The following is a 21,970-nucleotide window of genomic DNA, read 5'->3' on the forward strand; positions in this document are numbered from 1 at the left end:
AAACAGATTGGCCGCTGCGGGCGAGTTTGCCCAGCATTTTTTTGCGACCCAAACGCACGACGCCGCGGACATTGCTGCCCGCGGCGTCATGGGACCTGTGATGTGCCGACGGCTCAGATGTTGAGCAGCAGCGGATAGCCGGAGAACGACTTGTACTCGCCGTCCTGCTTCAGGATCAGCGGCATACCGGAGAAGCCCCGATACTCGCCTTCGTCCTTCAGGATCAGCGGCGTGCCGGAGAAGCTCTGATACTCGCCCTTCTGCTCGAGGATCAGCGGAGTACCGGAGTAGCCCTTGTACTCGCCTTCCTGCTTCAGGATCAGCGGTTCGCCGGAATAGCTCTTGTACTCGCCTTCCTGCTTGAGGATCAGCGGGTGACCGGAATGTCCTTTGTATTCTTCGCTCATGGTCGATTCCTTTTACTTAGAGGAGCACTGGCAGGCCCAGCCAGGAGGAGAAGGGTGTGGAGTTGTTGATCAACAGCGGCTCGCCCGAGTACGATTTGTACGGACCGCTGGTGTCCAGCAACAGAGGAGTCCCTGAGAAGGACTTGTACGGGCCGCTGCTGTCGAGCAACAACGGTGTTCCGGAGAACGACTGATACGGGCCATCGCTGCTGATAACCAGCGGCGTACCAGAGAAGGTCTTGTCGCTGTCGACCAGCAGCAAGTCACCGGAATAGGATTTGTACGGGCCGGACGTGTCGAGCAACACCGGCGCGTGGATCATGTTCGAGAACGGCGCGCCCTCGCTCTGATCAGCGGCGCGCGAGGACGACGACGACTTCAGGCTGATCGGGTTCGGCCCGTAGCCGTCGAGAATCTTCGTCAGCTTGGCGCCGAAGCCGAATTCGGCCTGCGCCGCGACGACGACGCCACCCTTCTTCAGATAGTCGGCGTAGGCCGCAGCTTCCGAGCGCGACACGCCGGCCTTGACGAGCGCCGCAGCGGTCTCGTCGGCCGACGACCGGCCTACCGACACCACGGCGTACTTGAAATTGTTACTCTTCAGATCGCTTTCGAGCGCCGACAAGCGGCTGCCGGAGTCGTACAAGCGGGCGATGATTTGCGTCATGGGTACTCCGTCTCAATCTCAGGACCTGGTCAACTGGCCCTGCATCAGAATCGTGTCGCGCCGCCGCGTCAGAGGGAACATCGTCACCAGCGTGGCAATGAGCAACACTAGTTCGAGGTAATAGACAAAGTGATAACCCGCTGCGGCGCCGTCCCACCCGTGCGGCGCGTAAGCGGTTACCAGGTCACGCAAAATACCACCGAGCGCAATGGCGATGCCGGCCGCGGACGCCTGCACCGCGCCCCATGCGCCGAGTGCCAGACCGACCTGATCCTTCGGCGCCGCATTCATCGTCGCGGTCAGCGTGCCGTGCCCGAACAGACCGGCACCGAAGCCAATCATCAGCGTGCCGAAGCCGAACACCAGCGCCGACGCCATCGTCGACGACAAGCTTGCGGAGAAGATCACGGCGAGGAAGGCGGGAATCCCGACCAGCGCACCGGCGCTCGCCATCCGGAACGGATCGGCGCCGCGGCTGAGTACGCGCGACGCATAGCCGAAGCCGAGCAGGCCGCCGACCGCCAGCGCCGCGGTGAGCTTGGTGGTATCACCGACGCTGAGATTGAGAATTTGTCCGCCGTAGGGTTCGAGCAGCACGTCTTCCATGCTGAACGCCATGGTGCCGAAACCAACCGCCACCAGCCGGCGCATCGCGTTCGGACCATGGATGAATGCATCCCACGACTGCCGAAAACCACCGCTCGGCGCATCCGGATGCGGCGTCGCCTGATTGGGATTGTCGCGGCGGCGCGCCTCCATCTTCCACGAGGCGACGCCGTTGAGGATGATGGTGACCACCGCAGAGCCCTGAATCACCTGTATCAGGCGACCGGGCGAGAAATCAGCGAGCAGGATACCGAAGATGATCGCACTGGCGATCATGCCCAGCATCAGCATCGTGTACATCAGGCCGACCACCTTCGGCCGCGAATCCGGCGGCGCCAGATCGGTCGCGAGCGCAAGCCCGACAGTCTGCGTCGTGTGCACCCCGGCGCCGATCAGCAGGAACGCTGCGGCTGCCGCAGCCTGCCCGACCCAGACCGGCGCCTGACCTGCATCACCGCCGCCCGACAGCACCAGCAGCGCGAACGGCAAAATCGCCAGGCCGCCGAACTGCACCATGGTCCCCTTGTAGAGGAACGGCACGCGGCGCCAGCCCAGTGCGGATTTGTGGATGTCGGATTTGAAGCCGATCAGCGCCCGGAAAGGCGCGAAAATCAAAGGCAGCGAGACCATGATGCCGACGATCGACGCCGGCACGTTGAGCTCGACGATCATCACCCGGTTCAACGTGCCGACCAGCAGCACTAGCGACATGCCGACCGCGACCTGAAACAGCGACAGGCGCAGCAACCGGGACAATGGCAGATCCGGCGTGGCCGCATCCGCGAAAGGCAGAAAGCGGGGCCCGAGCGAGGCCCAGACTTTCATCATCTTTTGGCTGACTGTGTTCATCGTGCAGCGATTCCAGCTTGCGTGAGCCCGGCGGTCAGGTCCGCCGGTGTCCGATCGAACAGCACCACTTTGAGGCCAAAGATGAACTGCGGCAGATCAAATCTCCGCACTCCGCTCCCGCTACAAAGCAAGCGACCGGGACCCTTGGATCCCGGTCCAGCCACAACAGCTTCGAAAAGAAGCTGAATTAGCCGATGGAGACCGAGCTCTCGATCGCCGCGGCCTTGCCGTTCCAGTACTTCGGGAACCAGGTGGTGTTGCTGAGAACAGCAAAGTGCACCAGGATCGCGATCACAGTGACGCTGCCGAGCAGGAGCGGAAGACCGACGGTCGGCTTCACAACAGTCCAAATACGACCTTGATTCATCTTACGTACTCCTTAGTGCAGCCAGGGCGAGTAAACATACGCCAGGAAGTGAGCGACGATGGCGATCGCGCCGAAGATGCGCGTGCCGTCGATCACATGCTTGTGGAGCTCTTCCGATTCCGCGATCGTCAGACCGGTCGGCCAGACCTTGTTGGGATCGTCTGCCATAGTAAATCCTCCAGAGAGACTTACAGTGTCGTGCTGAACCTGCACGTAGGTTGATTGTCGCTGCTACGCCGAACATTCGTTCGCTTGGTCTCAGCATTTCCTGTTAGCCCCGACACCCGGCCGACAACGACGAGACTCGTCTCGCCTTGGAACGGGCCGATGCGGATGCTTCCAGCCCTCGGATGACGAAGACTCACGTCTTGATCACATCCGAGTGATTGTAAGACTATCCTGACACACATCTTTGTCAATTTAACATGACACCCGGGACTGTCCGTGTCATACCGGACAGCCTCAAACCGGTCCGACAAGTCCCGGACACGGAAAATTGAGTAAATTGTGATGCACTCTGGTCTTGACAATTCGACCGAGTTTGGCGTCGCGGACTGCGCCGCATCCGGTCGTGTCGGCGGCCGGCGCGCGGCGGCGAGTCCTCCCGGATCGATCCAGCCCCACGCTGCCTTGCTGGCGCTCGCGCCGGACAATCTGGCGATCGTTCATGCTGGCGGCGCCACCGAGACGTTGTGCGGCGCGCCTGCGGAGCTGCTGCCCGGCGCCGCGGCGGCCACGGTGTTTTCGTCCGATCAGATCGCCCGGCTGCGCATACTGGCGACGGCGGACCAGCAGATCGAACAGCCGTTATATGCGTTCACGCTCGACGCGCCCGACGCCATGCCGACCGACGTGATCGCCCATCACGCCTCCGGGTTGCTGGTGGTAGAGCTCGACCCGTGCCGCGAACGGCCGCCGGAAAACTCGCTGGCGCTGGTTCAGTCGATGGTCCGGCGCGTGCAGTCCGCCTCCACGGTGCAGGAATTCTGTGAGGCGATGGCGGCCGAGCTGCGTGGCGTCACCGGCTTCGACCGGGTGATGGTCTATCGCTTCGCGGCAGATGGCAGCGGCGATGTGATCGCCGAGGCGCGCGCGCCAGAGATCAGCTCTTTTCTCGGGCTGCGCGATCCGCAGCCCGACATACCGAATCGGCCAAGCTCAGGCAGCCGAATCCGCCTGCAGCCCGATGCCCGCGCGGTCGCCGCGCCGGTGATGCCGGGGATCGATCCGCGCAGCGGCGCCGCGCTCGACCTTTCCCACAGTTCGATCCGCAGCGCCTCGCCTGAGCATCGGTTGTATCTGGCTCAGCTCGGCGTCGCTGCGTCGCTGTCGCTGTCGCTGACCGTCGACGGCGCCCCCTGGGGCTTGATGGTCTGCCACCACGCCATGCCGCGCTTCCTGCCCTACCGGATGCGCGAGGCCTGCGCGCTGTTCGCCGAGATGGCGTCGTCGCAGCTCGAAGCGCGGCTCGCCGCCGAGCAGCTCACAGCACGCCTGCGCAGCACACGCGTCCACGAGGAACTGGTTACGCGGATGAGCCAGGAGTCCGACCTCGGCGAAGGGCTGATCCGCTTCTATCCCGATCTGCTGGATTTCATTCCGGCGGCCGGGGTCGGCCTGTGGATCGACGGCCAGTTCACCGGGACCGGGATCACCCCGGACACCAAGCAGGTCGCCGCGCTGATCGGCTGGCTGCACGGCGTGGCGCACGACGGCGTGTATCACACCGACTGCCTGCCGCTCGCCTATCCGCCGTCCAAAGCGTTCGCCGCACAGGCCTGCGGACTGATCGCACTGTCACTGTCGAACACTCCGCGTGACTACGTGCTGTGGTTTCGACCCGAGGTCGTCCGCCGCGTCACCTGGGCCGGCGCGCCGAACAAACCGGTCGGCGTCGACAGCGGCGACGGACGCCCCTCGGCCAATCGCTGCCCGGCAAGCTGGGAAGAAGCGGTGCGGTTGCACGGCGAACCCTGGCTCGACGCCGAGATCGACGCGGCGCACCGGCTGCGCGAGTCGTTGCTCGACGTCGTGTTGCGGAGGATCAACGGCATTGCCCGCGAGCGCCGGTCGGCGCTGCTGCTGCAGGAACAATTGATGCGACAGGTCGAAATCGGCCTGAACCGCTCGAAGGACGTCGCACAGACGCTGCAGGAGGAGAAGCGGCGCCGCGTGCTGGTCGAGGACGATCTCTCCCAGGTGCTGCGCCGGACCGTCGAGGACCAGGAGGCCGAGCGGCTGCGGATTGCACGCGAGTTGCACGACACGCTCGGCCAGTCGTTGACCTTGCTGCAGCTCGGCTTCGACAAACTCAGCCAGGCCGCCGGCGATGCGCCTGAATTGAAACAGCGGATCGCCGAGATGAAGAGCCTGACCGCCGACATCGGCAGCCAGGCCAATCGGCTGGCGTGGGAAATCCGCCCCACGGCGCTCGACGATCTCGGCATCCAGACCGCGATCCAGACTCTGCTGGATTCCTGGAGCGAAAGATCGGGCATCGAATTCGATCTGCACATCACGCTCGGCGCGAGCCGGCTGCCGCCCGCGGTCGAGACCACGCTGTATCGTGTGCTGCAGGAAGCGCTGACCAACGTGATCCGCCATGCCGCGGCCCGCCATGTCGGCGTGATGCTGCGGCTGCACGACCGCCAAGTCACGATGATCGTCGAAGACGACGGCCGAGGCTTCTCCTCTGCAGGCCCCAAACAACCGGCGAACCGGCTCGGTCTGCTCGGCATCCGTGAGCGGCTGTCGCTGGTCGGCGGCACGCTCGAACTCGAAACCGCGCCGGGCAACGGCACCGCGCTCTACGCCCGAATTCCGCTGTGACCTATGGAAGTGACCGCGATGGACCAGCAAGCCCCTTCCCGACTGCGCGTCTTTCTCGCCGACGATCACCCGGTCGTGCTCAGCGGCATGAAAGCCCTGGTCGCTGACGACCCCGGCCTCGAAGTGGTCGGTGAAGCCAACGACGGCCCCAACGCGCTGCGACGTGCCACGGAGCTCAAACCCGACGTGGCCGTGCTCGATCTGTCGATGCCCGGCCTCAATGGCATCGAGGTGGCGCGGAAATTTCTCGCCGCCTGCCCGGATTGCCGGGTGCTGGTCCTGACCGTGCACGAGGACGGCGCTTACTTGCGGCAACTGCTCGACCTCGGCGTTGCCGGCTACGTGCTGAAACGCTCCGCCACCGAGGAACTGATCCGCGGCATCCATGCGGTCGGCACCGGCGGCATCTATCTCGACCCGGCGATCGCCGGGCGGGCGATCGGCCGCGCCACGACGCACCCGCACCACGGCGAAGAGAACAACGCGGTGTCGGAACTATCGACCCGCGAGATCGAGGTGTTGCGGCTGGCCGCGATCGGCCACAGCAATAAGACCATCGCCGCCAAGCTGCAGATCGGCGCCAAGAGCGTCGAAACCTACAAGGCGCGCGGAATGGCGAAGCTCGGCTTCCACAACCGCGTCGAGGTGGTGCGGTTCGCGCTCAGCATGGGCTGGCTGTCCGACCCATAGGCGTCCCCGGCCGCGAGCCGTTGATCCGGTCAGAACGACCCGCTAGCTTGCCCGCTGGTTGAGCAAGCAGAACATCCCGCGGGACGGCGCCTTCGACGCCGTCATCTGAACGGGAAGCATGGGGAGGACCGAATGACCGTCGACACGCGGACGCAGAAGCCGCAGGCCACCACCGCGCCGGTTTCCGGCGCCAAAGCCCTCGACGGGCTCCGCGTGCTCGATTTCTCCACCACCATCGCCGGCCCGCATTGCACCCGGATGCTGTCCGACATGGGCGCCGAGGTGATCAAGGTCGAAGCCGCCGACGGCGACACCATGCGCAACCGGCCGCCGGTGCGCGAGGCCTGCAGCACCGCGTTCGGCCAGCTCAACGTCGGCAAGAAGAGTATCGTGCTCGATCTGAAATCGCCGGCCGGACTCGAAGCCGTGCAGCGGCTGGTCGCCTCCGCCGACGTGCTGGTGGAGAATTTCCGCCCCGGCGTGATGCAGCGTCTGCGGATGGACTACGAGTCGCTGCGCAGCTTCAATCCCGAGCTGATCTACTGCTCGATCTCCGGCTACGGCCAGACCGGGCCGTCGGCGGAACTGCCGGCCTACGCGCCCGCGATCCATGCCGCATCGGGCTTCGACATGGCGCATCTCGCCTATCAGCCCGGCCGCGACCGCCCCGATTACTGCGGCATCTATCTTGCGGACGTGGTCAGCGGCATCTACGCCTATGGGGCAATCACCTCGGCGCTGTATCAGCGCACGCGCACCGGCGAGGGCCAGCATATCGACGTCTCGATGCTGGAATCGATGCTGACGCTGACGCTGAACGAGATGCAATGGTCGCAGTTCCCGGTGACGCTGTCGTCGCGCCCGCAGTTCGGGCCGGTCGAAACCGCCGACGGCTACGTCATGATCGCGGTGGCGAGCGAGAAGTCGTTCCGCAGCTTCATGCTGGCAGCCGAGCGCCCCGACCTGATCACCGATCCGCGGTTCGAGAAATACGCCGACCGCCGCCTCAACTGGGGCGAGCTGATGGATACGATCGAAAATTGGTCGCGCAAGCTGACGTCGCAGCAATGTCTGGCGGCGCTCGACAAGTTCGGCGTGCCCTGCTCGGCCTATCGCACCGTGGCCGAGGCGATGGCCGATCCGCAGACCGCGCACCGCCAAGCGCTCGCCGAGGTGCACGACGACGCCGGCAGCTTCAAGGTTCTCAATCTGCCGTTCCGGATGTCGGCGGCCAATCCGTCTCCGAACCCGCGCGTGGCGCGGCTCGGCGAGCACACCAAGGTGGTGCTACAGCAGGCCGGCTTTTCCGACGACGAACTCGCGCAGTTCGGCGCGGGATAGACGGCTGTTCGACTAAGGCGTCGCCATCCGCATCAGATATTTCTGCTCGCCACTCAGCACCAGCTCGCCGCGTTGATTGTGCACCGTCGACTCCACGGTGACGATGCCGGTCGAGCGCTGCGGCTTCAGTCCGGTGATGGTGAGCGCTGGATACAGCGTGTCGCCGGCATAGACCGGCTTGTGAAATTTCGACGACTGCTCGATGAAACCCAGCAGCGCCTCACCGACGACGTGCGGAAACAGCCCGGCGCCGGCCGCCGTGAAACACAACACCTGCAGGCCGTGCGCGAGCAGCCCGGGATGGCCCTGCGCACGGCAATATTCGACGTCGTAATGGATCGGGTGGTTGTCGCCGGAGACGGCCTGGAACGCTGAGAAGTTCGCCTCCGTGATGGTGCGGCTCGGCAGCACGAAACGTTCGCCGAGCCTGAGCGCGGAAAACGGCCGCGGCTCGACGACGCGATGCGCCGTCTTGTCGAATCCGTCCGCCTGCTGCCCATCGTCCATGCCGTGCCTCCCGTTGTTTTGCCGAGAGGTTAGCGCGACGCGGGAGGTCCGACCACCGGCCGTCCCGAAGGATCCCTATGCGGCGCGGCGGAGCCGCACGCGCCACACGTCGGGGCCCTGCTCGAGATAGCTCCACTCGCAATCCTCGCCGTGCACGGCGCTGAAGAACTGCCGCAGCGGCCGCGGATCGTGATCGACCACGATCTGCATCGCCGCGCCGACCGCAAGCTGATCGAACAGCCGCGGAATGATCTCGTGGCGCTGATACGGCGGGATCTCGCGGACATCGAGGACGCGTTCGGCGGTGGCAGCTTCGGTCATGAGCCCTGTCCTGGCTGGGGTTGAAGGTCGGATCGGAACATCGTCAGTGCGGCTTGCCGCGGGCGAGCAGCGTCGGCCCGTAGCTGAGCGCGAAGCCGAGGAAGGCTGTCGCCCAGCCGAGCGCCGCCAAGTGGAGCAACGGATCGCTCCAGGCCGGCAGCAGGGACGCCGCGATCCGCGCAGCAACAGCGAACAGCGCCGCCAGATAGATTCCCTGGGTCGACAGCGAGGCTGTGAGCGGCTGACCGGTGTGGCCGAGCGAGGCACGGGTCATTACCGCGAGCGTCATCACGCCGGCGCCGCCGACCATCCAGGCATGAATGCCGGCGCTGGCCGGGATCAGCTCGAACGCCGCCGCCGACGTCAGCAGAAAGCCGAGCGGGACGAAGAAGTAGCCGACGTGCAGCACCAGCAGCAGCTTCTCCTTCACGGTGCGGTCGCCGGCCCAGCGGGCGAGCCGGATCAGATGCAGCACGCCGGCGAGCAGCAGCGCGGCGCCGCTGATCCGGCTGACCGGGAGCACGACCCACAGCACCAGCGTCAGCGCGCTGAACGCCACGATCGCCATGTCGACCTTGTTGAATGGCTGCGGCAGGCGGCCGGGCTGTTCGCGCACCAGCCAGTTACGGGTGAAGCTCGGCGTGATCCGGCCGCCGATCAGCGAGATCAGCAGGATCACCACCGCCATGCCGATGCGAATGCTGTAGTCCGCCGCCCCGCCGACATGCGCCTCGAGATGGAACGCGACATTGCCGGCCAGCAGCAGCGTCAGCAGCGCGACGACATTGAGGTTGCGCCAGTTGCGGCCGGCGATGATCTCGCGCAGCGCGGCGAGCGCCACCAGCGCCAGAAAGCTCGCGTCGATCAGCAGAGCCGCGAGCCAGCCGGTATCCGCCGAGAAGGTCACGGCCAGCCGGCCGGCCAACCAGACCAGCGCCAGCGTCGCGAGCGGCGCGCCCTGCAGTGGCAGCCGGCCCGTCCAATTCGGAATTGCGGTGAGCAGGAAGCCGGTGATCACCGCCGGCAGGTAGCCGTACAGCATCTCGTGGACGTGCCAATCGCGCGGCGCGAACGCGGTCTGCAGTGTCAGTTCGCCGTGATACACCGGCAGCCACAGCAGCACCGAGACCGCCGCGAAAATCGCGCCGAGCAGGAAGAACGGACGGAACCCGGCCGACAGCACGGTCCAGCCGGCCTGCGGCGAATAGCGTGGCACCGGCTTGCGCTTGGCGGGGCCGGCTGCGGAAGATTGGGTTGTCGTGCTGCTCATCGCGGTCCACCGGGTCTGACGCCGGCAGTCCATTCGCCGGCTTCATCCGGTTTATGCGGGCGGCCCGCGAGGCTGGTTGTGCCAGCACAAACTCGCGAACGATTTGCAGGGAACCTGCTTCTACCGCTTGTCAGGGCAGCGGCGACACGCCGATCACCAGCGGATGCAGCAGCAGCAGCGCGAGCCACGCGGCTAGGCCGACGCCGAACCGAAGCGGGTTGATCCGCCAAGTCTGCGGCCTGAAGCGGCCACTGATCAGCGCAGCGAACGGCCAGAACGACGTCCGCGCCGCGAGCTCGGCCCACCGCCCGGCGCCGAGTTGGCGCCGCTTACGGCGATCGATGATGACCATCCCGAGCAGCGCGATCAGCGCGAAAAAGCCGAACAACAGCACATGCGCGAGGTCACCGTTCGGCACGACGTGCGCGCCGGCCCACAGGCCGATCGCCCCCAACAACGGATGCCTGATGATACCGACCACGCCCGGATGTTGCGGATCGAAGGATTTGCGCGGATCGCCGCCGAACGACAGCGGATTGGCGGCGCCGATGCCGAACGCCGCAAACTGGCAGGCCAGCGGCAGCGCCAGGTTCGGCACCCACATCTGCCAGATCTCGAACGGCCACAGCTCGACGAACGGCGCCCGCCCCGTGGCAACGATCAGCCAAATCAGCACAACCAGTGACTCGATGCTGTAGGCGATCAGGAAGCCGCGCTCGCCGAGCGCACCGACCAACCTCGCACGCACCGCCGGCCGCGCTGGAATCGCGTGGCTGAGCAAGAACACAGCGAAGGCGGCGACGAATTCAGTCCAGCCCGACATAGGAACTTCCAACCGATTCCGAGGCAGTCGAGTCCGTCATTGCGAGCGAAGCGAAGCAATCCAGAAGCGATAGTCGCGAAATGCTGGATTGCTTCGTCGCTTCGCTCCTCGCAATGACGAAGCTCTGCGTTCAGCTCGTTCATCGCCCGACTGGCCGGCCCCAACGTTGTCGCGCGTCAACCTGCGGCGAACATTGCGCTGAGGGCGGCCTGGGCTTCGTGTTGGATCTGGCTCAGATGATCGCCGCTGACGAAGCTCTCGGCGTAGATCTTGTAGACGTCCTCGGTGCCGGACGGACGCGCCGCGAACCAGCCGTTGGCTGTAGTCACCTTGACGCCGCCAATGCTCTGGCCGTTGCCGGGTGCCTTGGTCAGCGTCGCAGTGACCCGCTCGCCGGCGAGCTGCTTGATGCCGAGCTTCTCGGCGGTCAGGGTCTTGAACATCGCCTTCTGGGCCGGCGACGCCGCCGCATCGATCCGCGCATAGAACGGCGCTCCGAGTTCCGCGGTGAGCCGCTGATACAATTCGCCCGGATCGGCCTTGCTGACGGCGGTGATCTCGGCTGCGAGCAGACCGAGGATGATGCCGTCCTTGTCGGTGGTCCAGACGCTGCCATCGCGGCGCAGGAACGAAGCGCCGGCGCTCTCTTCGCCGGCGAAGCCGAAGCTGCCGCCGATCAAGCCGTCGACGAACCATTTGAAGCCGACCGGGGTCTCGACCACGTTGCGGCCGATCTTGCTGGCGACACGATCGATCATCGCGCTCGACACCGCGGTCTTGCCGATCGCGGCCTCGCGGCCCCAATGCGGCCGATGCGCGAACAGATAGGCGATCGCCACCGATAGATAATGGTTCGGATTCATCAACCCGCTGGAACGGGTGACGATGCCATGGCGGTCGGCATCCGTGTCGTTGGCGAACGCGACGTCGAAGTCATCGCGCATCCCGATCAACCGCGCCATCGCATAAGGCGACGAGCAATCCATCCGGACCTTGCCGTCCCAATCCACGGTCATGAAGCGGAAGGTCGGATCGACTGCGTCGCTGACGACCTTGGCGTCGAGCTTGTAGCGCTCGATGATCGGCTGCCAGTAATGCACCGCGGCGCCGCCGAGCGGATCGATCCCGAGCTTCACGCCCGAGCTGCGGATCGCCTCCATGTCGACGACATTGGCGAGGTCTTCGACATAGGGCGCGAGGTAGTCGCGGCGATGCACGCAACTCGCCTTGCGGGCGCGATCGTAGGAGATCCGCTTGACGCCCTTCAGCCCGTTCTCGAGCATCGCGTTGGCGGCCTTCTCGACCGCGGAGGTGATGTCGGTGTCGGCCGGGCCGCCGTTCGGCGGATTGTATTTGAAGCCGCCGTCCTCGGGCGGATTGTGCGACGGCGTCACCACCACGCCGTCGGCCAGCCCATCGGTACGACCGCGATTGTGGGTGAGGATGGCGTGCGAGATCACCGGGGTCGGGGTGTAACCGCCGCGCTCGTCGATCACCACGTCGATCTCGTTGGCGGCAAACACTTCGAGCGCGCTGACCAGCGCCGGCTCGGCCAGCGCATGGGTGTCGATGCCGATATACAGCGGGCCGGTGATGCCGGCGGCACGGCGATGATCGCACACCGCCTGGCTGACCGCCACGATGTGACTTTCGTTGAAGGCGTTATTCAGCGACGAGCCGCGATGCCCCGAAGTGCCGAACGCCACCCGCTCGGTCGCCACCGCCGGGTCGGGCTTGCCGGCAAAGTACGCCGTGACCAGCCGTGGGACGTTGACCAGACTGTTCGGATCGACGGTCTTACCCGCCAGCGGGCTCACCTTCGCAGCCATCTTGCACTCCATGCCTTCGAACCAGACCTGATCCCTCGCCCGGCACGGCTCAGCCGTCAAGACGGCATCAGGATGAGCAGCCGGTTTCGAAATCCGAGCCCGGAACCGTTCGCGAAGGCCATGGTTATTGCCGCAGGTTGAATGACTGGAGGATGAGGCATGACGTTCGGAAAAGGTGCGTTGATGTGGCTGATTGGCGTCCCCCTGCCGATCATTATTCTGCTGGCATTGTTCTGGCGCTAAGTCCGACGCGACAGCAAACAGAACGGAAAAGGGTCTCGGCCGTATCGACGGAGCGAGGCCTTTTTCACGATCGGCCGTCGATCGCGGCGTCGGGAGACGATGAGTAATGGATCAGTTTCGAGCCTCTCGGCAGAGCGAACTACACGGCGGCGTCGCGCCATGGGCGGCGGGTCTGACACGGCCGATCCGCCAGCCACTCGACCGCAACATGGCTGTCGACGTGCTGATCGTCGGCGGCGGCATCACCGGGTCGATGATGGCCGAGCATCTGGCGCGGCAGGATCGCAAGGTCTGCATCATCGATCGCGAACGCCCCGGCTTCGGCAGCACGGCGGCGTCGACGGCGATGCTGGAGTGGGAGATCGACAGATCGTTGACCGAACTGGCGGCATTTTACGGCTTCGAGCGCGCAGCCGATGTGTATCGGCTCAGCCACGGCGCGGTGGCCGGGCTGTATCGTTTGGCGCATTCGCTGCGGCTTCCAAGTGCACTGCGGCCGCGCGACACCGTGTATCTGGCAGCCGGAGATCACGGCGCGAAGGAACTGCTCGAGGAGCACGAACTTCGCAAGCGCGCCGGCTTGCCTGGCGCCTTTCTCGACTATCGCGAACTGCGGACCGAATACGGCTTCGACCGCGAAGCGGCGATCGTCTCGCCGGGATCCGCCGAGGTCGATCCGCTGTTGCTGTCGCACGCGCTGCTGACCGCCGCCGCGGAGCGCGGCGCGGTGCTGTTCGACGCCGAGGCGACCGCCTACGACAGCTTCGGCCGCGGCGTACACGTTGCGACCGACAACGGCTGCTGCATCGAGGCGACGCATGTCGTCCTGGCGACCGGCTACATCCTGCCGGACATCGTCACATCCGACCTGCATAAGACCGCATCGAGCTGGGTGGTGGCGACTCTGCCGCAGCCGCCGGAGCAGTTGTGGCGGGATCGTGCGCTGATCTGGGAAGCCTCGGTCGATTATCTGTACGCGCGCACCACGGCGGAAAACCGGATCATCATCGGCGGCGAGGACGACGATGAGGTGATCGCCCCTGAGGCGCGCGACGCGCTGATGCCGGAGAAGGCGAGAATCCTGCTCGACAAGCTGCATCGGCTGTGGCCGCAGGCGGCAGCGATTCCGGAGTTCGTCTGGTCGGGCGCGTTTTCCACCACCGTGGATGGCTTGCCGCTGATCGGCGAGGTCCCCGGTCAGCCGAGAATCTACGCCGCCTACGGCTATGGCGGCAACGGAATCACATTCAGCTTCTTGGCGAGCCGCATGATCGGTCGCCTGATCGACGGCGAGCGGCCGCCGGGGCTCGATCACTTCGCACTGAACCGATCGCCGATCTAACCGAGGTCGATCCGAGCGCGGTCGCTACGGCCCCATCGCCCGCGGATCGTTGTACATCCGCTTGATGTCTTTCTGGACGTCCAGGGGACGCAACTTGCTGACACTGTCGTCCGACAGGAATTTGTCGAGCGTCGACTGAATCCGCTCCTTCACGCTCTCCGGACCGCGGTCGCTCATCTCGGTGTGCTGAGCACCGGTGTCGATGATCTCGATGCCCGCCTCCTTGGCGATCTTCGGATCAGGCAGAACGCCGGGATCGGTCTTGAAATGCGGATCCTTGGAGCGGAACGACAGGATCTTGGCGAAGCCGGAAGTGACGAACGGCACCCGCAGATTATCCAGCGTCACAACCCGCCGCACCAGCTCGGGATGCTGCTGGGCAAAGAACATCGAGATGTCACCACCGTTGGAATGCCCGACCAGGGTCAGGTGTCCGTAATCGGCGTTCGGCTCGATCTTCTTCAGCTCCTTGAGCGCAAAGAAAATGTTCTGTTCGCCGCGCTCATACACCGCGAGGCGCCCGACATAGAGCGAACCGGCGACGGTCATCAGCGGCTTGTCGTCCGGCAAGTCGTGCTGAATGCTGGCCACCAAATATCCGCGCGCGGCGAGCACGTTGGCGAGGAACGAGTACTCGGTATTCTTGACGGTGTTGCCATGACTGACGATCGCAACCGGAAGCGTCACCATTCCGGCCTCAGCCTTCATTTCGGCATCACGCCGCACCGCGAGATCGACGGCAACCGGCCGGCCGCGCGTCTGGTCGAAGAAGGTTAACGTCTCGTGCCTGATCGCCCAATGACTGAACGTGAAATATGCTGCGATCGCCACCGCGCTCAGCAGACAGAATATGATCAGTGGTCGCTTCATCGCAATTCCAGACCCGCCCGCCTTCCTTAATATGTAGCTGGGACGAGATGATAGCTCGAAAAGACCTATTTCTGGAATGACGCGGGTTAAATTTCGGAAAGCCCCGACCGGTCGCTAACCCCGCTCGACGAATCGCCTCCCGCCAGCAGCTCCTGCAGCAACCAAGTGATCTGTTCGGAGGTGTACGGCTTCGGCACGAATTTTCCTCCATCCGGCAAATCGGTCGGGGAGACGCTCACCCGGCCCGAGGTGGCAACAATCTTGATGGGCGGCCACCGGCCGCGCACCGCGCGGGCCAGCTTGAGGCCATCCATCGAACCTGGGATCTGGATATCGGTGAAGACCAACCGGACGTCCGTCCGCTCCTCCAGGATGCCGATCGCGTCGTCGGCCGAACTCGCCTCCAGAACCTCGTACCCGGCACGTTCGATCATATCGATAGCGTTCATGCGCAGGAGCGGTTCGTCTTCGACCACCAGCACTACCGGTCTCCTGCTCACCTGCATCATCCTCTTCACGCGTATCGACTGTTCATCAAAGGCTCAGGCGTCCCGATCGTTCCAGCGCTCAGGGATTCTCCCTGGGTAAAATTGTCCGGACTTTTTGCGCGTCGTTAATGAGGCAAGTTCCGGCGGGAACTCACAACGGCCCATCGTGGGTCGACAAGAACGGGTCCGGGCCGTCCGAGCGGCCAATCGCGATCTGGTGGGTGACCAGGTCGCCGAACGACGGACCGTCGAGCCAGGCGTGCAGGTGAAACGCCGCGGGCCCGGCGCCGAGCGACGGCTCGCGCGGGTTGCCGAAATCGAGAGTCGTCGCGTTGGGCGCGGGGCAAATCGTCGCCACGGTGCCGGCGAAAGCGGTCACGGCGGCACGGTGCGCATGGCCGGAGGCAACCAAACGGACCCAGGGGTGGCGCTCGACGAGCAGCGCGAACTCGGCGGCGTTGCGCAGAGTCTGGCGGTCTGCCTCCCCGATGCCGGTGCGAAACGGCGCATGATGAAGGAACAGCAGCGCCGGCCGCTGGTCCGATGCGGACAACACCGCCTCGAGCCACGACAGGGTCTCTGTGTCGAGCTCGCCGTGCCGTTCGCCCGGCACGCTGGAATCCAGCAGCACGACGTCGAGCCCGCCGACCGGGTGGAGCTGGTTGAGCGGCCCTTCGTCAGGAAACGCAGGCTGCGGAAATGCCCTGCGCATCAATTCGCGACAATCATGGCTGCCCGGAAGGGCGACGAACGGAATCTGCAACGGCCCCAGTAGATCGATCAGATGCGCGTATTCCGCCTCGGTCGGCGTGTCGACCAGATCGCCGGAGATCACCACCAGATCCGGACGCGGCACCAGCCTGTTCAACGCCGCAACGCAATGCGTCAACGCGACGGCGCTATCGACCTTGCCGTAAGCGAGGCTGCCCGGCGCCTTGATATGCAGGTCGGAGATCTGTGCAATCAGGATCGGCTTCGGCGGCATCGTCGGATCTCTAGCTCGGATTGTGAATGGGGATCGGAGAACAACGGGATCGCGCCGGCGTCGACCCGAACGTCAACACGACTGCCGACCCATCGCGGCCATACCGGCCGGCGAGCGCTCCCCACCGCGACAGTCTCGGGTCGTGCTCGATTTTTCGATGATCGCGCGGCGCGCTCGCCGCTGCGTGTCCCCCCTATCGATCGCCGATGACAAACGTGCGACGGCCAGATCGTTGGCGTTCTCGTCGCAACTTCTGCGGCAGCGTTTGGAACCTTCACCCTTGATCGGGATTGAGCAGAAAGCGGCTGCGCTCGGCTTTCTGTGTCGAAGACTGAATGACTGCCAGCCGCGCGCATTGCCAGACCCGCGTGGCGACCTCCTCCGACTGCAGCGACAGCCGACGATGGTCAGCCTGCGCACACAACATCGCAGATTCCGTGAATTGCCCGCCGACCAGACTATTGATGAGCGAGCGGGCCCGAGACGAAAAGGAGCCGCTGATGCCGATGTCCGTTAAGAACAATGCTTGCAGGCCGTGGGACGACGAGCAGGTCGAGCGGTTGAAGGAGCTGATTGCAAGCGGCGCATCGGCCGTGCGTGCCGCGGCAGCTTTGAAGCGCGCGCGCTCCTCGGTGCAGGTGAAAGCGAGGAAACTCGGGATGCCGTTCATGGCGAGCCGCGATGCGAAACGCATTCGCAACGCCAAGATTGCCGAAGCTGAAAGCCGCCTCGCCCGGTAGAGGCTCGCTCACCGGTATTATTGTCCAGCTAATTGATGATTACTCACGCGCCCGATCATCCTCTGCGGCGGCCTGTCGCAGCGGATGATCGGTGTCGTGCAACTAACCCACAACTCGATACCTTTTCGCCAAAGTGCTAATCGGATGAACAACTAACACGCGATATTTTTGCGGCGCGGCTGTGGAAAACAGCACATAATGAGCCGGCTATCGCCGCCATCGAATCAATCTGAAAGGCGCCCGCACCGCGGGCGAAAGGGTCACACAATGCAATACTGGATCATTGCATTCACGGCCGCGCTGGTCGTGGTCATCGGTTATGCAGCCGGCCCCGTTGGGGCTGCGGTGTCGCTGCTCGCCTTCGCGGGCTCACTCTATCTGATGTGGGCACGGAAGCTCGGCTTCGCCGGCGCCTGGACGCGGTTCGCGCTCGATCGTTTCTCGGCCCCGTTCTGGAAGGGCGAGAACTGGGAGCGCTTCAACGCCATGTTCCACGACGGCGAGAGCGTGGTGAAAGCAGCGACGATCGCCACTGCGCTGGTCGCGCTGGCGCTGATCCTGCCGCCGACTCAGGTCGCACTGATCGCCGTCGTCGTCGCCGCTTGGTACGCCTTCGAGGTGTACCGCAGCCATCGCCCGCTGACGCGGCCGACCACCGCGATCGAGGCAAAGTCCGCAACCGACACGGTGATCTACGCGCCGGCGCGCAGCGAAAGCACCACGATGAACTGACCGCCTCAGCGGATCGTTCCAGCCATCAATCGAGACGTCGGGCGGCGGGGATTTCCCCGCCGCCTTTGTTTTGCACGCCTAGAACTTGGCGACCGGAGCGACGGGCGGACGATCTCCGGCCAACGATCCGAGCCCGCAGATTATCCCGGCCGACCCTGTGTGCCTATATTTTAGGCAACTACTGCGCTTTGTATGCAATGCGTAATTCAGAGCCAGAGAGGGAGTCGCCCCATCCGGTGTTTTTCTTAAAATAATCAATTACTTGACCGGCTACTGAAGGCTGGCACAGTGATTGCAAACGAGTTCCAACAGCTACCATCCTCGTGCTTTGGAGCCGTCAATGAAGCGTCGCGATTTCCTGAAGTCCGCTACCGCCCTTGCAGCCGGTGCAATGGTGCCTGCTCCAGCGATCTGGTCCGCCGCCAAGGCCGACGCAAGGTCGGAGAGTCTGCTGGTCGTCTCGGAGAGCGGTCCGAACAATCTCGACATCCACGGCGTCGGCACCAACGTCCCCGGCTATGAAGTGTCTTGGAACTGCTACGATCGCCTGATCACCCATGAGATGAAGGAAGGCCCCGGCGGCGTCCCCTACTACGATAAGGACAAGTTCAAGGGCGAGCTCGCCGAGGACATGAACGTCGGTGACATGTCGGCGACGTTCAAGCTGAAGAAGAACGCCACCTTCCAGGACGGCACCCCGGTCACCGCCAAGGACGTGAAGTGGTCGCTCGACCGCGCCGTCAGCGTCGGCGGCTTCCCGACCTTCCAGATGAGCGCCGGCTCGCTGACCAAGCCCGAGCAGTTCGTGATCGTCGACGATCACACCGTGCGGGTCGACTTCCTCAAGAAGGACCGGCTGACGATCCCGGATCTCGCGGTGATCGTGCCCTGCGTCGTCAACTCGGAGCTGGTGAAGAAGCACGCCACCGACAAGGATCCGTGGGGCCTCGAGTACACCAAGCAGAACACCGCAGGCTCCGGCGCCTACCGGGTGGTGAAGTGGACCGCCGGCACCGAAGTGATCATGGAACGCAACGACAAGTGGGTCGGCGGCCCGCTGCCGAAAATCAAGCGTGTGATCTGGCGGATGGTGCCGCAGGCCGGCAATCGCCGTGCGCTGCTGGAGCGCGGCGACGCCGATATCTCCTACGAGCTGCCGAACCAGGACTTCGCCGAGATGAAGCGCGACGGCAAGGTCAACGTGGTGTCGCTGCCGATCTCGAACGGCATCCAGTATCTCGGCATGAACGTCAGCAAGCCGCCGTTCGACAATCCGAAGGTGCGCGAGGCGGTCGCTTATGCGGTGCCGTATCAGAAGATCATCGACGCGGTGATGTTCGGCCTCGCCAATCCGATGTTCGGCGCAGCCGCCGACAAGCAGACCGAAGTGAAGTGGCCGCAGCCGACCAAGTACGACACCGACATCGCCAAAGCCAAGGCGCTGATGGCCGAGGCCGGTCATACCGACGGTTTCGACACCACGCTGTCGTTCGACCTCGGATTCGCCGGCGTCAACGAACCGATGTGCATTCTGATCCAGGAGAGCCTGAAGCAGATCGGCATCCGCTGCACCATCAACAAGATCCCCGGCGCGAACTGGCGTACCGAGCTGAACAAGAAGGTGATGCCGCTCTACGTCAACATCTTCTCGGGCTGGCTCGATTATCCGGAGTACTTCTTTTACTGGTGCTACCGCTCCGGCAATTCGATCTTCAACACCATGAACTACAATTCGCCAGAGATGGACAAGCTGATCGAAGGCGCACGCATCGCCGCAGCCAACCACGACACCGCGACTTATGACGCCGACGTCAAGGGCTTCGTTGATCTCGCCTTCCACGACATCCCACGGATCCCGCTGTATCAGCCCTACCTCAACGTCGCGATGCAGAAGAACGTCTCCGGCTTCGCCTACTGGTTCCACCGCCGCCTCGACTACCGGACGATGGTGAAGGGCTGAGGCTCTTCTCCCTCTCCCGCTTGCGGGAGAGGGCCGGGGTGAGGGCGACGCGGGCAAAGCGCCTGGGCCCCCCCACCCCCGACCCCTCCCCGCAAGGGGGAGGGGAGCCGGCCGCGGCGTTCGACGACGCAATGCTCTCTAACGCGATGACTTAAGGGTATGATCCAATGCTCACCCTGATCGGCAAACGCCTGATGTTCGCGATCCCGAGCCTGATCGGGGTGGTGATCGTCACCTTTCTACTGACGCGTGCGCTGCCCGGCGATCCGGCGGCGTATTTCGCCGGACCAGCGGCGAGCAAAGAGGCGATCGAGCAGATCCGCCACAAGCTCGGTCTCGACAAATCGCTGCCGGAGCAATTCGTCCGCTACACCGTCGACCTCGCCCGCGGCGATCTCGGCGAGTCGCTGACCACCGGCCAGCCGGTGGTCACTGAACTCAAGAACCGCCTGCCCGCCTCCGCCGAACTGACCCTGCTCGGCCTCGCGCTGGCGATCGTGATCGCGATCCCGCTCGGCATCATGGCGGCGACGCGGCCGGGCTCGTGGATCGATCATCTCTGCCGCGTCACGACCACCGCGGGCGTGTCGCTGCCGGTGTTCTTCACCGGGCTGCTGCTGGTCTACGTTTTCTACTTCAAGCTCGGCTGGGCGCCGGCGCCGCTCGGCCGGCTCGATGTGTTCTACAGCGCGCCCCCCAATGTGACCGGCTTCTATCTGATCGACAGCCTGATCGCGCGCGACTTCGAGACCTTCCGCTCGGCGCTGAGCCAGCTTCTGCTCCCAGCAGCAACCCTGGCGATCTTCTCGCTGGCACCGATCGCGCGCATGACCCGTGCCTCGATGCTGGCAGTGCTGGCATCGGATTTCGTCCGCACCGCCCGCGCCAGCGGCCTGTCGCCACGCAAGGTGACGATGACCTACGCGTTCCGCAACGCGATGCTGCCGGTGATCACCACTCTGTCGATGGTGTTCTCGTTCCTGCTCGGCGCCAATGTGCTGGTCGAAAAGGTGTTTGCTTGGCCCGGCATCGGCTCCTACGCGGTCGAGGCACTGATCGCATCCGACTTCGCCCCGGTCCAAGGCTTCGTGCTCACCATGGCGGTGATGTACGTGCTGCTCAACCTGGTGATCGACATCCTCTACGGCGTGATCGACCCACGCGTCCGGCTGGAAGGCTAGGAGCATGACCATGACCACCGTCGCCCCTCCGATCGGCGAACCGACTGCGCCCGCCAAGCCCGCGCGCCGCTCCGGCCTTGCCGAGATGATCTCGCATGCGCGTTACGTGCTCGGCGGCAATCGCGTCACCGCGTTCGCCTTCGGCCTCTTGGTGGTGATCGTGTTCGCCGCGTTGTTCGGGCCTTACATCGTGCCGCACGACCCTCTCGCCAGCAACACCGCGCAGGCGCTGAAGCCACCGTCGGCGACCAACTGGTTCGGCACCGATCAGCTCGGCCGCGACATCTTCAGCCGCGTCGTCGTTGCGACGAGGCTCGACGTCTTCATCGCGGTAGCCTCGGTGGTGCTGGTGTTCCTGATGGGTGGCCTCGCCGGCGTCGCGGCCGGTTACTTCGGCGGCTGGACCGACCGCATCGTCGGCCGCATCGCCGACACCATCATGGCGTTTCCGCTGTTCGTATTGGCGATGGGCATCGTCGCGGCGCTCGGCAATACGGTGCAGAACATCATCATCGCCACCGCGATCGTGAACTTCCCGCTGTACGCCCGCGTCGCCCGCGCCGAAGCCAATGTGCGCCGCGACGCCGGCTTCGTGATGGCCGCAAGGCTGTCCGGCAACAGCGAGATGCGCATCCTGCTGGTGCACATCCTGCCGAACATCATGCCGATCATGATCGTTCAGATGTCGCTGACGATGGGCTACGCCATCCTCAACGCCGCCGGCCTGTCGTTCATCGGCCTCGGCGTGCGCCCGCCGACCGCCGAATGGGGCATTATGGTCGCGGAAGGCGCGTCGTTCATGGTCTCCGGCGAATGGTGGATCGCGTTGTTCCCCGGCCTCGCGCTGATGATCGCCGTGTTCTGCTTCAACCTGCTCGGCGACGGCCTGCGCGACATCTTCGATCCGCAGCGGAGGACGTAAT

The 21,970-nt window shown here is 64.6% G+C and carries 22 protein-coding genes; 8 read left to right on the forward strand and 14 right to left on the reverse strand.

Annotated elements, in window-relative coordinates:
- Positions 1-113: 113 nt before the first annotated feature.
- The 5 genes from M9H71_RS16185 to pufB all read right to left on the reverse strand — a co-directional run bounded on the left by M9H71_RS16185 (position 114) and on the right by pufB (position 3,064).
- Entirely contained in the window at positions 114-407 is a 294-nt protein-coding gene (locus M9H71_RS16185; RefSeq protein WP_455405985.1) for a hypothetical protein, read from the reverse strand.
- A gap of 16 nt (positions 408-423) precedes the next feature.
- A complete protein-coding gene (locus M9H71_RS16190) occupies positions 424-1,074 on the reverse strand; it encodes a hypothetical protein (RefSeq protein WP_455405986.1) in 651 nt (216 codons plus the stop codon).
- 18 nt (positions 1,075-1,092) lie between these two features.
- On the reverse strand, positions 1,093-2,529 hold the full coding sequence (locus M9H71_RS16195) for a PucC family protein (protein WP_455405987.1): 1,437 nt from the start codon (positions 2,527-2,529) through the stop codon (positions 1,093-1,095).
- A 187-nt stretch (positions 2,530-2,716) separates the two neighbouring features.
- Positions 2,717-2,896 (reverse strand): light-harvesting protein, encoded by a 180-nt coding sequence (locus M9H71_RS16200; RefSeq protein WP_164605542.1) that lies wholly within the window; start codon positions 2,894-2,896, stop codon positions 2,717-2,719.
- 12 nt (positions 2,897-2,908) lie between these two features.
- Entirely contained in the window at positions 2,909-3,064 is a 156-nt protein-coding gene (pufB, locus tag M9H71_RS16205; RefSeq protein WP_011157052.1) for a light-harvesting antenna LH1, beta subunit, read from the reverse strand.
- Positions 3,065-3,406: 342 nt separating this feature from the next.
- On the opposite strand from pufB, the gene M9H71_RS16210 reads away from it, so the two are divergent.
- From M9H71_RS16210 to M9H71_RS16220, 3 genes are all read left to right on the forward strand, one after another.
- The gene (locus M9H71_RS16210) at positions 3,407-5,725 is read left to right on the forward strand and encodes a GAF domain-containing protein (protein ID WP_455405988.1); all 2,319 of its coding nucleotides are present in this window, start codon (positions 3,407-3,409) and stop codon (positions 5,723-5,725) included.
- 18 nt (positions 5,726-5,743) lie between these two features.
- Positions 5,744-6,415 (forward strand): response regulator transcription factor, encoded by a 672-nt coding sequence (locus M9H71_RS16215; RefSeq protein WP_455405989.1) that lies wholly within the window; start codon positions 5,744-5,746, stop codon positions 6,413-6,415.
- Between the two features lie 132 nt (positions 6,416-6,547).
- Entirely contained in the window at positions 6,548-7,756 is a 1,209-nt protein-coding gene (locus tag M9H71_RS16220) for a CaiB/BaiF CoA transferase family protein (RefSeq protein WP_455405990.1), read from the forward strand.
- A gap of 12 nt (positions 7,757-7,768) precedes the next feature.
- Here M9H71_RS16220 and M9H71_RS16225 read toward each other — a convergent pair whose 3' ends face one another.
- From M9H71_RS16225 to pgm, 5 genes are all read right to left on the reverse strand, one after another.
- Complete coding sequence (locus M9H71_RS16225) at positions 7,769-8,263, reverse strand: MaoC family dehydratase (protein WP_455405991.1); 495 nt, start codon at positions 8,261-8,263, stop codon at positions 7,769-7,771.
- Between the two features lie 75 nt (positions 8,264-8,338).
- Complete coding sequence (locus M9H71_RS16230; protein WP_455405992.1) at positions 8,339-8,584, reverse strand: DUF2249 domain-containing protein; 246 nt, start codon at positions 8,582-8,584, stop codon at positions 8,339-8,341.
- Between the two features lie 43 nt (positions 8,585-8,627).
- Positions 8,628-9,854 (reverse strand): NnrS family protein, encoded by a 1,227-nt coding sequence (locus M9H71_RS16235; RefSeq protein ID WP_455405993.1) that lies wholly within the window; start codon positions 9,852-9,854, stop codon positions 8,628-8,630.
- 130 nt (positions 9,855-9,984) lie between these two features.
- Positions 9,985-10,677 (reverse strand): NnrU family protein, encoded by a 693-nt coding sequence (locus M9H71_RS16240; RefSeq protein WP_455405994.1) that lies wholly within the window; start codon positions 10,675-10,677, stop codon positions 9,985-9,987.
- A 176-nt stretch (positions 10,678-10,853) separates the two neighbouring features.
- Entirely contained in the window at positions 10,854-12,506 is a 1,653-nt protein-coding gene (pgm, locus tag M9H71_RS16245; protein WP_455405995.1) for a phosphoglucomutase (alpha-D-glucose-1,6-bisphosphate-dependent), read from the reverse strand.
- A gap of 349 nt (positions 12,507-12,855) precedes the next feature.
- Between pgm and M9H71_RS16250 the strand changes: the two genes are divergently transcribed.
- Complete coding sequence (locus M9H71_RS16250; RefSeq protein ID WP_455405996.1) at positions 12,856-14,091, forward strand: NAD(P)/FAD-dependent oxidoreductase; 1,236 nt, start codon at positions 12,856-12,858, stop codon at positions 14,089-14,091.
- Positions 14,092-14,115: 24 nt separating this feature from the next.
- On the opposite strand, the gene M9H71_RS16255 is transcribed toward M9H71_RS16250, so the two are convergent.
- From M9H71_RS16255 to M9H71_RS16270, 4 genes are all read right to left on the reverse strand, one after another.
- Positions 14,116-14,961 (reverse strand): alpha/beta fold hydrolase, encoded by an 846-nt coding sequence (locus M9H71_RS16255; RefSeq protein ID WP_455405997.1) that lies wholly within the window; start codon positions 14,959-14,961, stop codon positions 14,116-14,118.
- A gap of 86 nt (positions 14,962-15,047) precedes the next feature.
- Positions 15,048-15,470, reverse strand: a complete 423-nt coding sequence (locus M9H71_RS16260) for a response regulator (protein ID WP_455405998.1) — start codon at positions 15,468-15,470, stop codon at positions 15,048-15,050.
- 130 nt (positions 15,471-15,600) lie between these two features.
- Positions 15,601-16,434, reverse strand: coding sequence for a phosphodiesterase (locus M9H71_RS16265; protein WP_455405999.1), 834 nt, complete (start codon positions 16,432-16,434; stop codon positions 15,601-15,603).
- 274 nt (positions 16,435-16,708) lie between these two features.
- Complete coding sequence (locus M9H71_RS16270; RefSeq protein ID WP_455406000.1) at positions 16,709-17,128, reverse strand: hypothetical protein; 420 nt, start codon at positions 17,126-17,128, stop codon at positions 16,709-16,711.
- Positions 17,129-17,441: 313 nt separating this feature from the next.
- On the opposite strand from M9H71_RS16270, the gene M9H71_RS16275 reads away from it, so the two are divergent.
- From M9H71_RS16275 to M9H71_RS16290, 4 genes are all read left to right on the forward strand, one after another.
- A complete protein-coding gene (locus tag M9H71_RS16275; RefSeq protein WP_455406001.1) occupies positions 17,442-17,906 on the forward strand; it encodes a hypothetical protein in 465 nt (154 codons plus the stop codon).
- 340 nt (positions 17,907-18,246) lie between these two features.
- The gene (locus M9H71_RS16280) at positions 18,247-19,866 is read left to right on the forward strand and encodes an ABC transporter substrate-binding protein (protein WP_455406002.1); all 1,620 of its coding nucleotides are present in this window, start codon (positions 18,247-18,249) and stop codon (positions 19,864-19,866) included.
- A 167-nt stretch (positions 19,867-20,033) separates the two neighbouring features.
- Positions 20,034-21,047: an ABC transporter permease gene (locus M9H71_RS16285; RefSeq protein ID WP_455406003.1), complete on the forward strand. Its 1,014-nt coding sequence runs from the start codon at positions 20,034-20,036 to the stop codon at positions 21,045-21,047.
- 10 nt (positions 21,048-21,057) lie between these two features.
- A complete protein-coding gene (locus M9H71_RS16290) occupies positions 21,058-21,969 on the forward strand; it encodes an ABC transporter permease (RefSeq protein WP_455406004.1) in 912 nt (303 codons plus the stop codon).
- Position 21,970: the final 1 nt, after the last annotated feature.

This window comes from Rhodopseudomonas parapalustris, assembly GCF_053772255.1.

Excerpts from the sequence above, each read along its gene's own strand:
- M9H71_RS16210 (WP_455405988.1), top strand. The coding sequence starts at position 3,407 with ATGCACTCTGGTCTTGACAATTCGACCGAGTTTGGCGTCGCGGACTGC.
- M9H71_RS16260 (WP_455405998.1), bottom strand. The coding sequence starts at position 15,470 with ATGATGCAGGTGAGCAGGAGACCGGTAGTGCTGGTGGTCGAAGACGAA.
- M9H71_RS16280 (WP_455406002.1), top strand. The coding sequence starts at position 18,247 with ATGAAGCGTCGCGATTTCCTGAAGTCCGCTACCGCCCTTGCAGCCGGT.
- M9H71_RS16215 (WP_455405989.1), top strand. The coding sequence starts at position 5,744 with ATGGACCAGCAAGCCCCTTCCCGACTGCGCGTCTTTCTCGCCGACGAT.
- M9H71_RS16285 (WP_455406003.1), top strand. The coding sequence starts at position 20,034 with ATGCTCACCCTGATCGGCAAACGCCTGATGTTCGCGATCCCGAGCCTG.
- M9H71_RS16265 (WP_455405999.1), bottom strand. The coding sequence starts at position 16,434 with ATGCCGCCGAAGCCGATCCTGATTGCACAGATCTCCGACCTGCATATC.
- M9H71_RS16270 (WP_455406000.1), bottom strand. The coding sequence starts at position 17,128 with ATGCGTTTCGCATCGCGGCTCGCCATGAACGGCATCCCGAGTTTCCTC.
- M9H71_RS16220 (WP_455405990.1), top strand. The coding sequence starts at position 6,548 with ATGACCGTCGACACGCGGACGCAGAAGCCGCAGGCCACCACCGCGCCG.
- M9H71_RS16235 (WP_455405993.1), bottom strand. The coding sequence starts at position 9,854 with ATGAGCAGCACGACAACCCAATCTTCCGCAGCCGGCCCCGCCAAGCGC.
- M9H71_RS16190 (WP_455405986.1), bottom strand. The coding sequence starts at position 1,074 with ATGACGCAAATCATCGCCCGCTTGTACGACTCCGGCAGCCGCTTGTCG.
- M9H71_RS16250 (WP_455405996.1), top strand. The coding sequence starts at position 12,856 with ATGGATCAGTTTCGAGCCTCTCGGCAGAGCGAACTACACGGCGGCGTC.
- pgm (WP_455405995.1), bottom strand. The coding sequence starts at position 12,506 with ATGGCTGCGAAGGTGAGCCCGCTGGCGGGTAAGACCGTCGATCCGAAC.
- pufB (WP_011157052.1), bottom strand. The coding sequence starts at position 3,064 with ATGGCAGACGATCCCAACAAGGTCTGGCCGACCGGTCTGACGATCGCG.
- M9H71_RS16290 (WP_455406004.1), top strand. The coding sequence starts at position 21,058 with ATGACCACCGTCGCCCCTCCGATCGGCGAACCGACTGCGCCCGCCAAG.
- M9H71_RS16185 (WP_455405985.1), bottom strand. The coding sequence starts at position 407 with ATGAGCGAAGAATACAAAGGACATTCCGGTCACCCGCTGATCCTCAAG.
- M9H71_RS16230 (WP_455405992.1), bottom strand. The coding sequence starts at position 8,584 with ATGACCGAAGCTGCCACCGCCGAACGCGTCCTCGATGTCCGCGAGATC.
- M9H71_RS16200 (WP_164605542.1), bottom strand. The coding sequence starts at position 2,896 with ATGAATCAAGGTCGTATTTGGACTGTTGTGAAGCCGACCGTCGGTCTT.
- M9H71_RS16225 (WP_455405991.1), bottom strand. The coding sequence starts at position 8,263 with ATGGACGATGGGCAGCAGGCGGACGGATTCGACAAGACGGCGCATCGC.
- M9H71_RS16275 (WP_455406001.1), top strand. The coding sequence starts at position 17,442 with ATGCAATACTGGATCATTGCATTCACGGCCGCGCTGGTCGTGGTCATC.
- M9H71_RS16195 (WP_455405987.1), bottom strand. The coding sequence starts at position 2,529 with ATGAACACAGTCAGCCAAAAGATGATGAAAGTCTGGGCCTCGCTCGGG.
- M9H71_RS16255 (WP_455405997.1), bottom strand. The coding sequence starts at position 14,961 with ATGAAGCGACCACTGATCATATTCTGTCTGCTGAGCGCGGTGGCGATC.
- M9H71_RS16240 (WP_455405994.1), bottom strand. The coding sequence starts at position 10,677 with ATGTCGGGCTGGACTGAATTCGTCGCCGCCTTCGCTGTGTTCTTGCTC.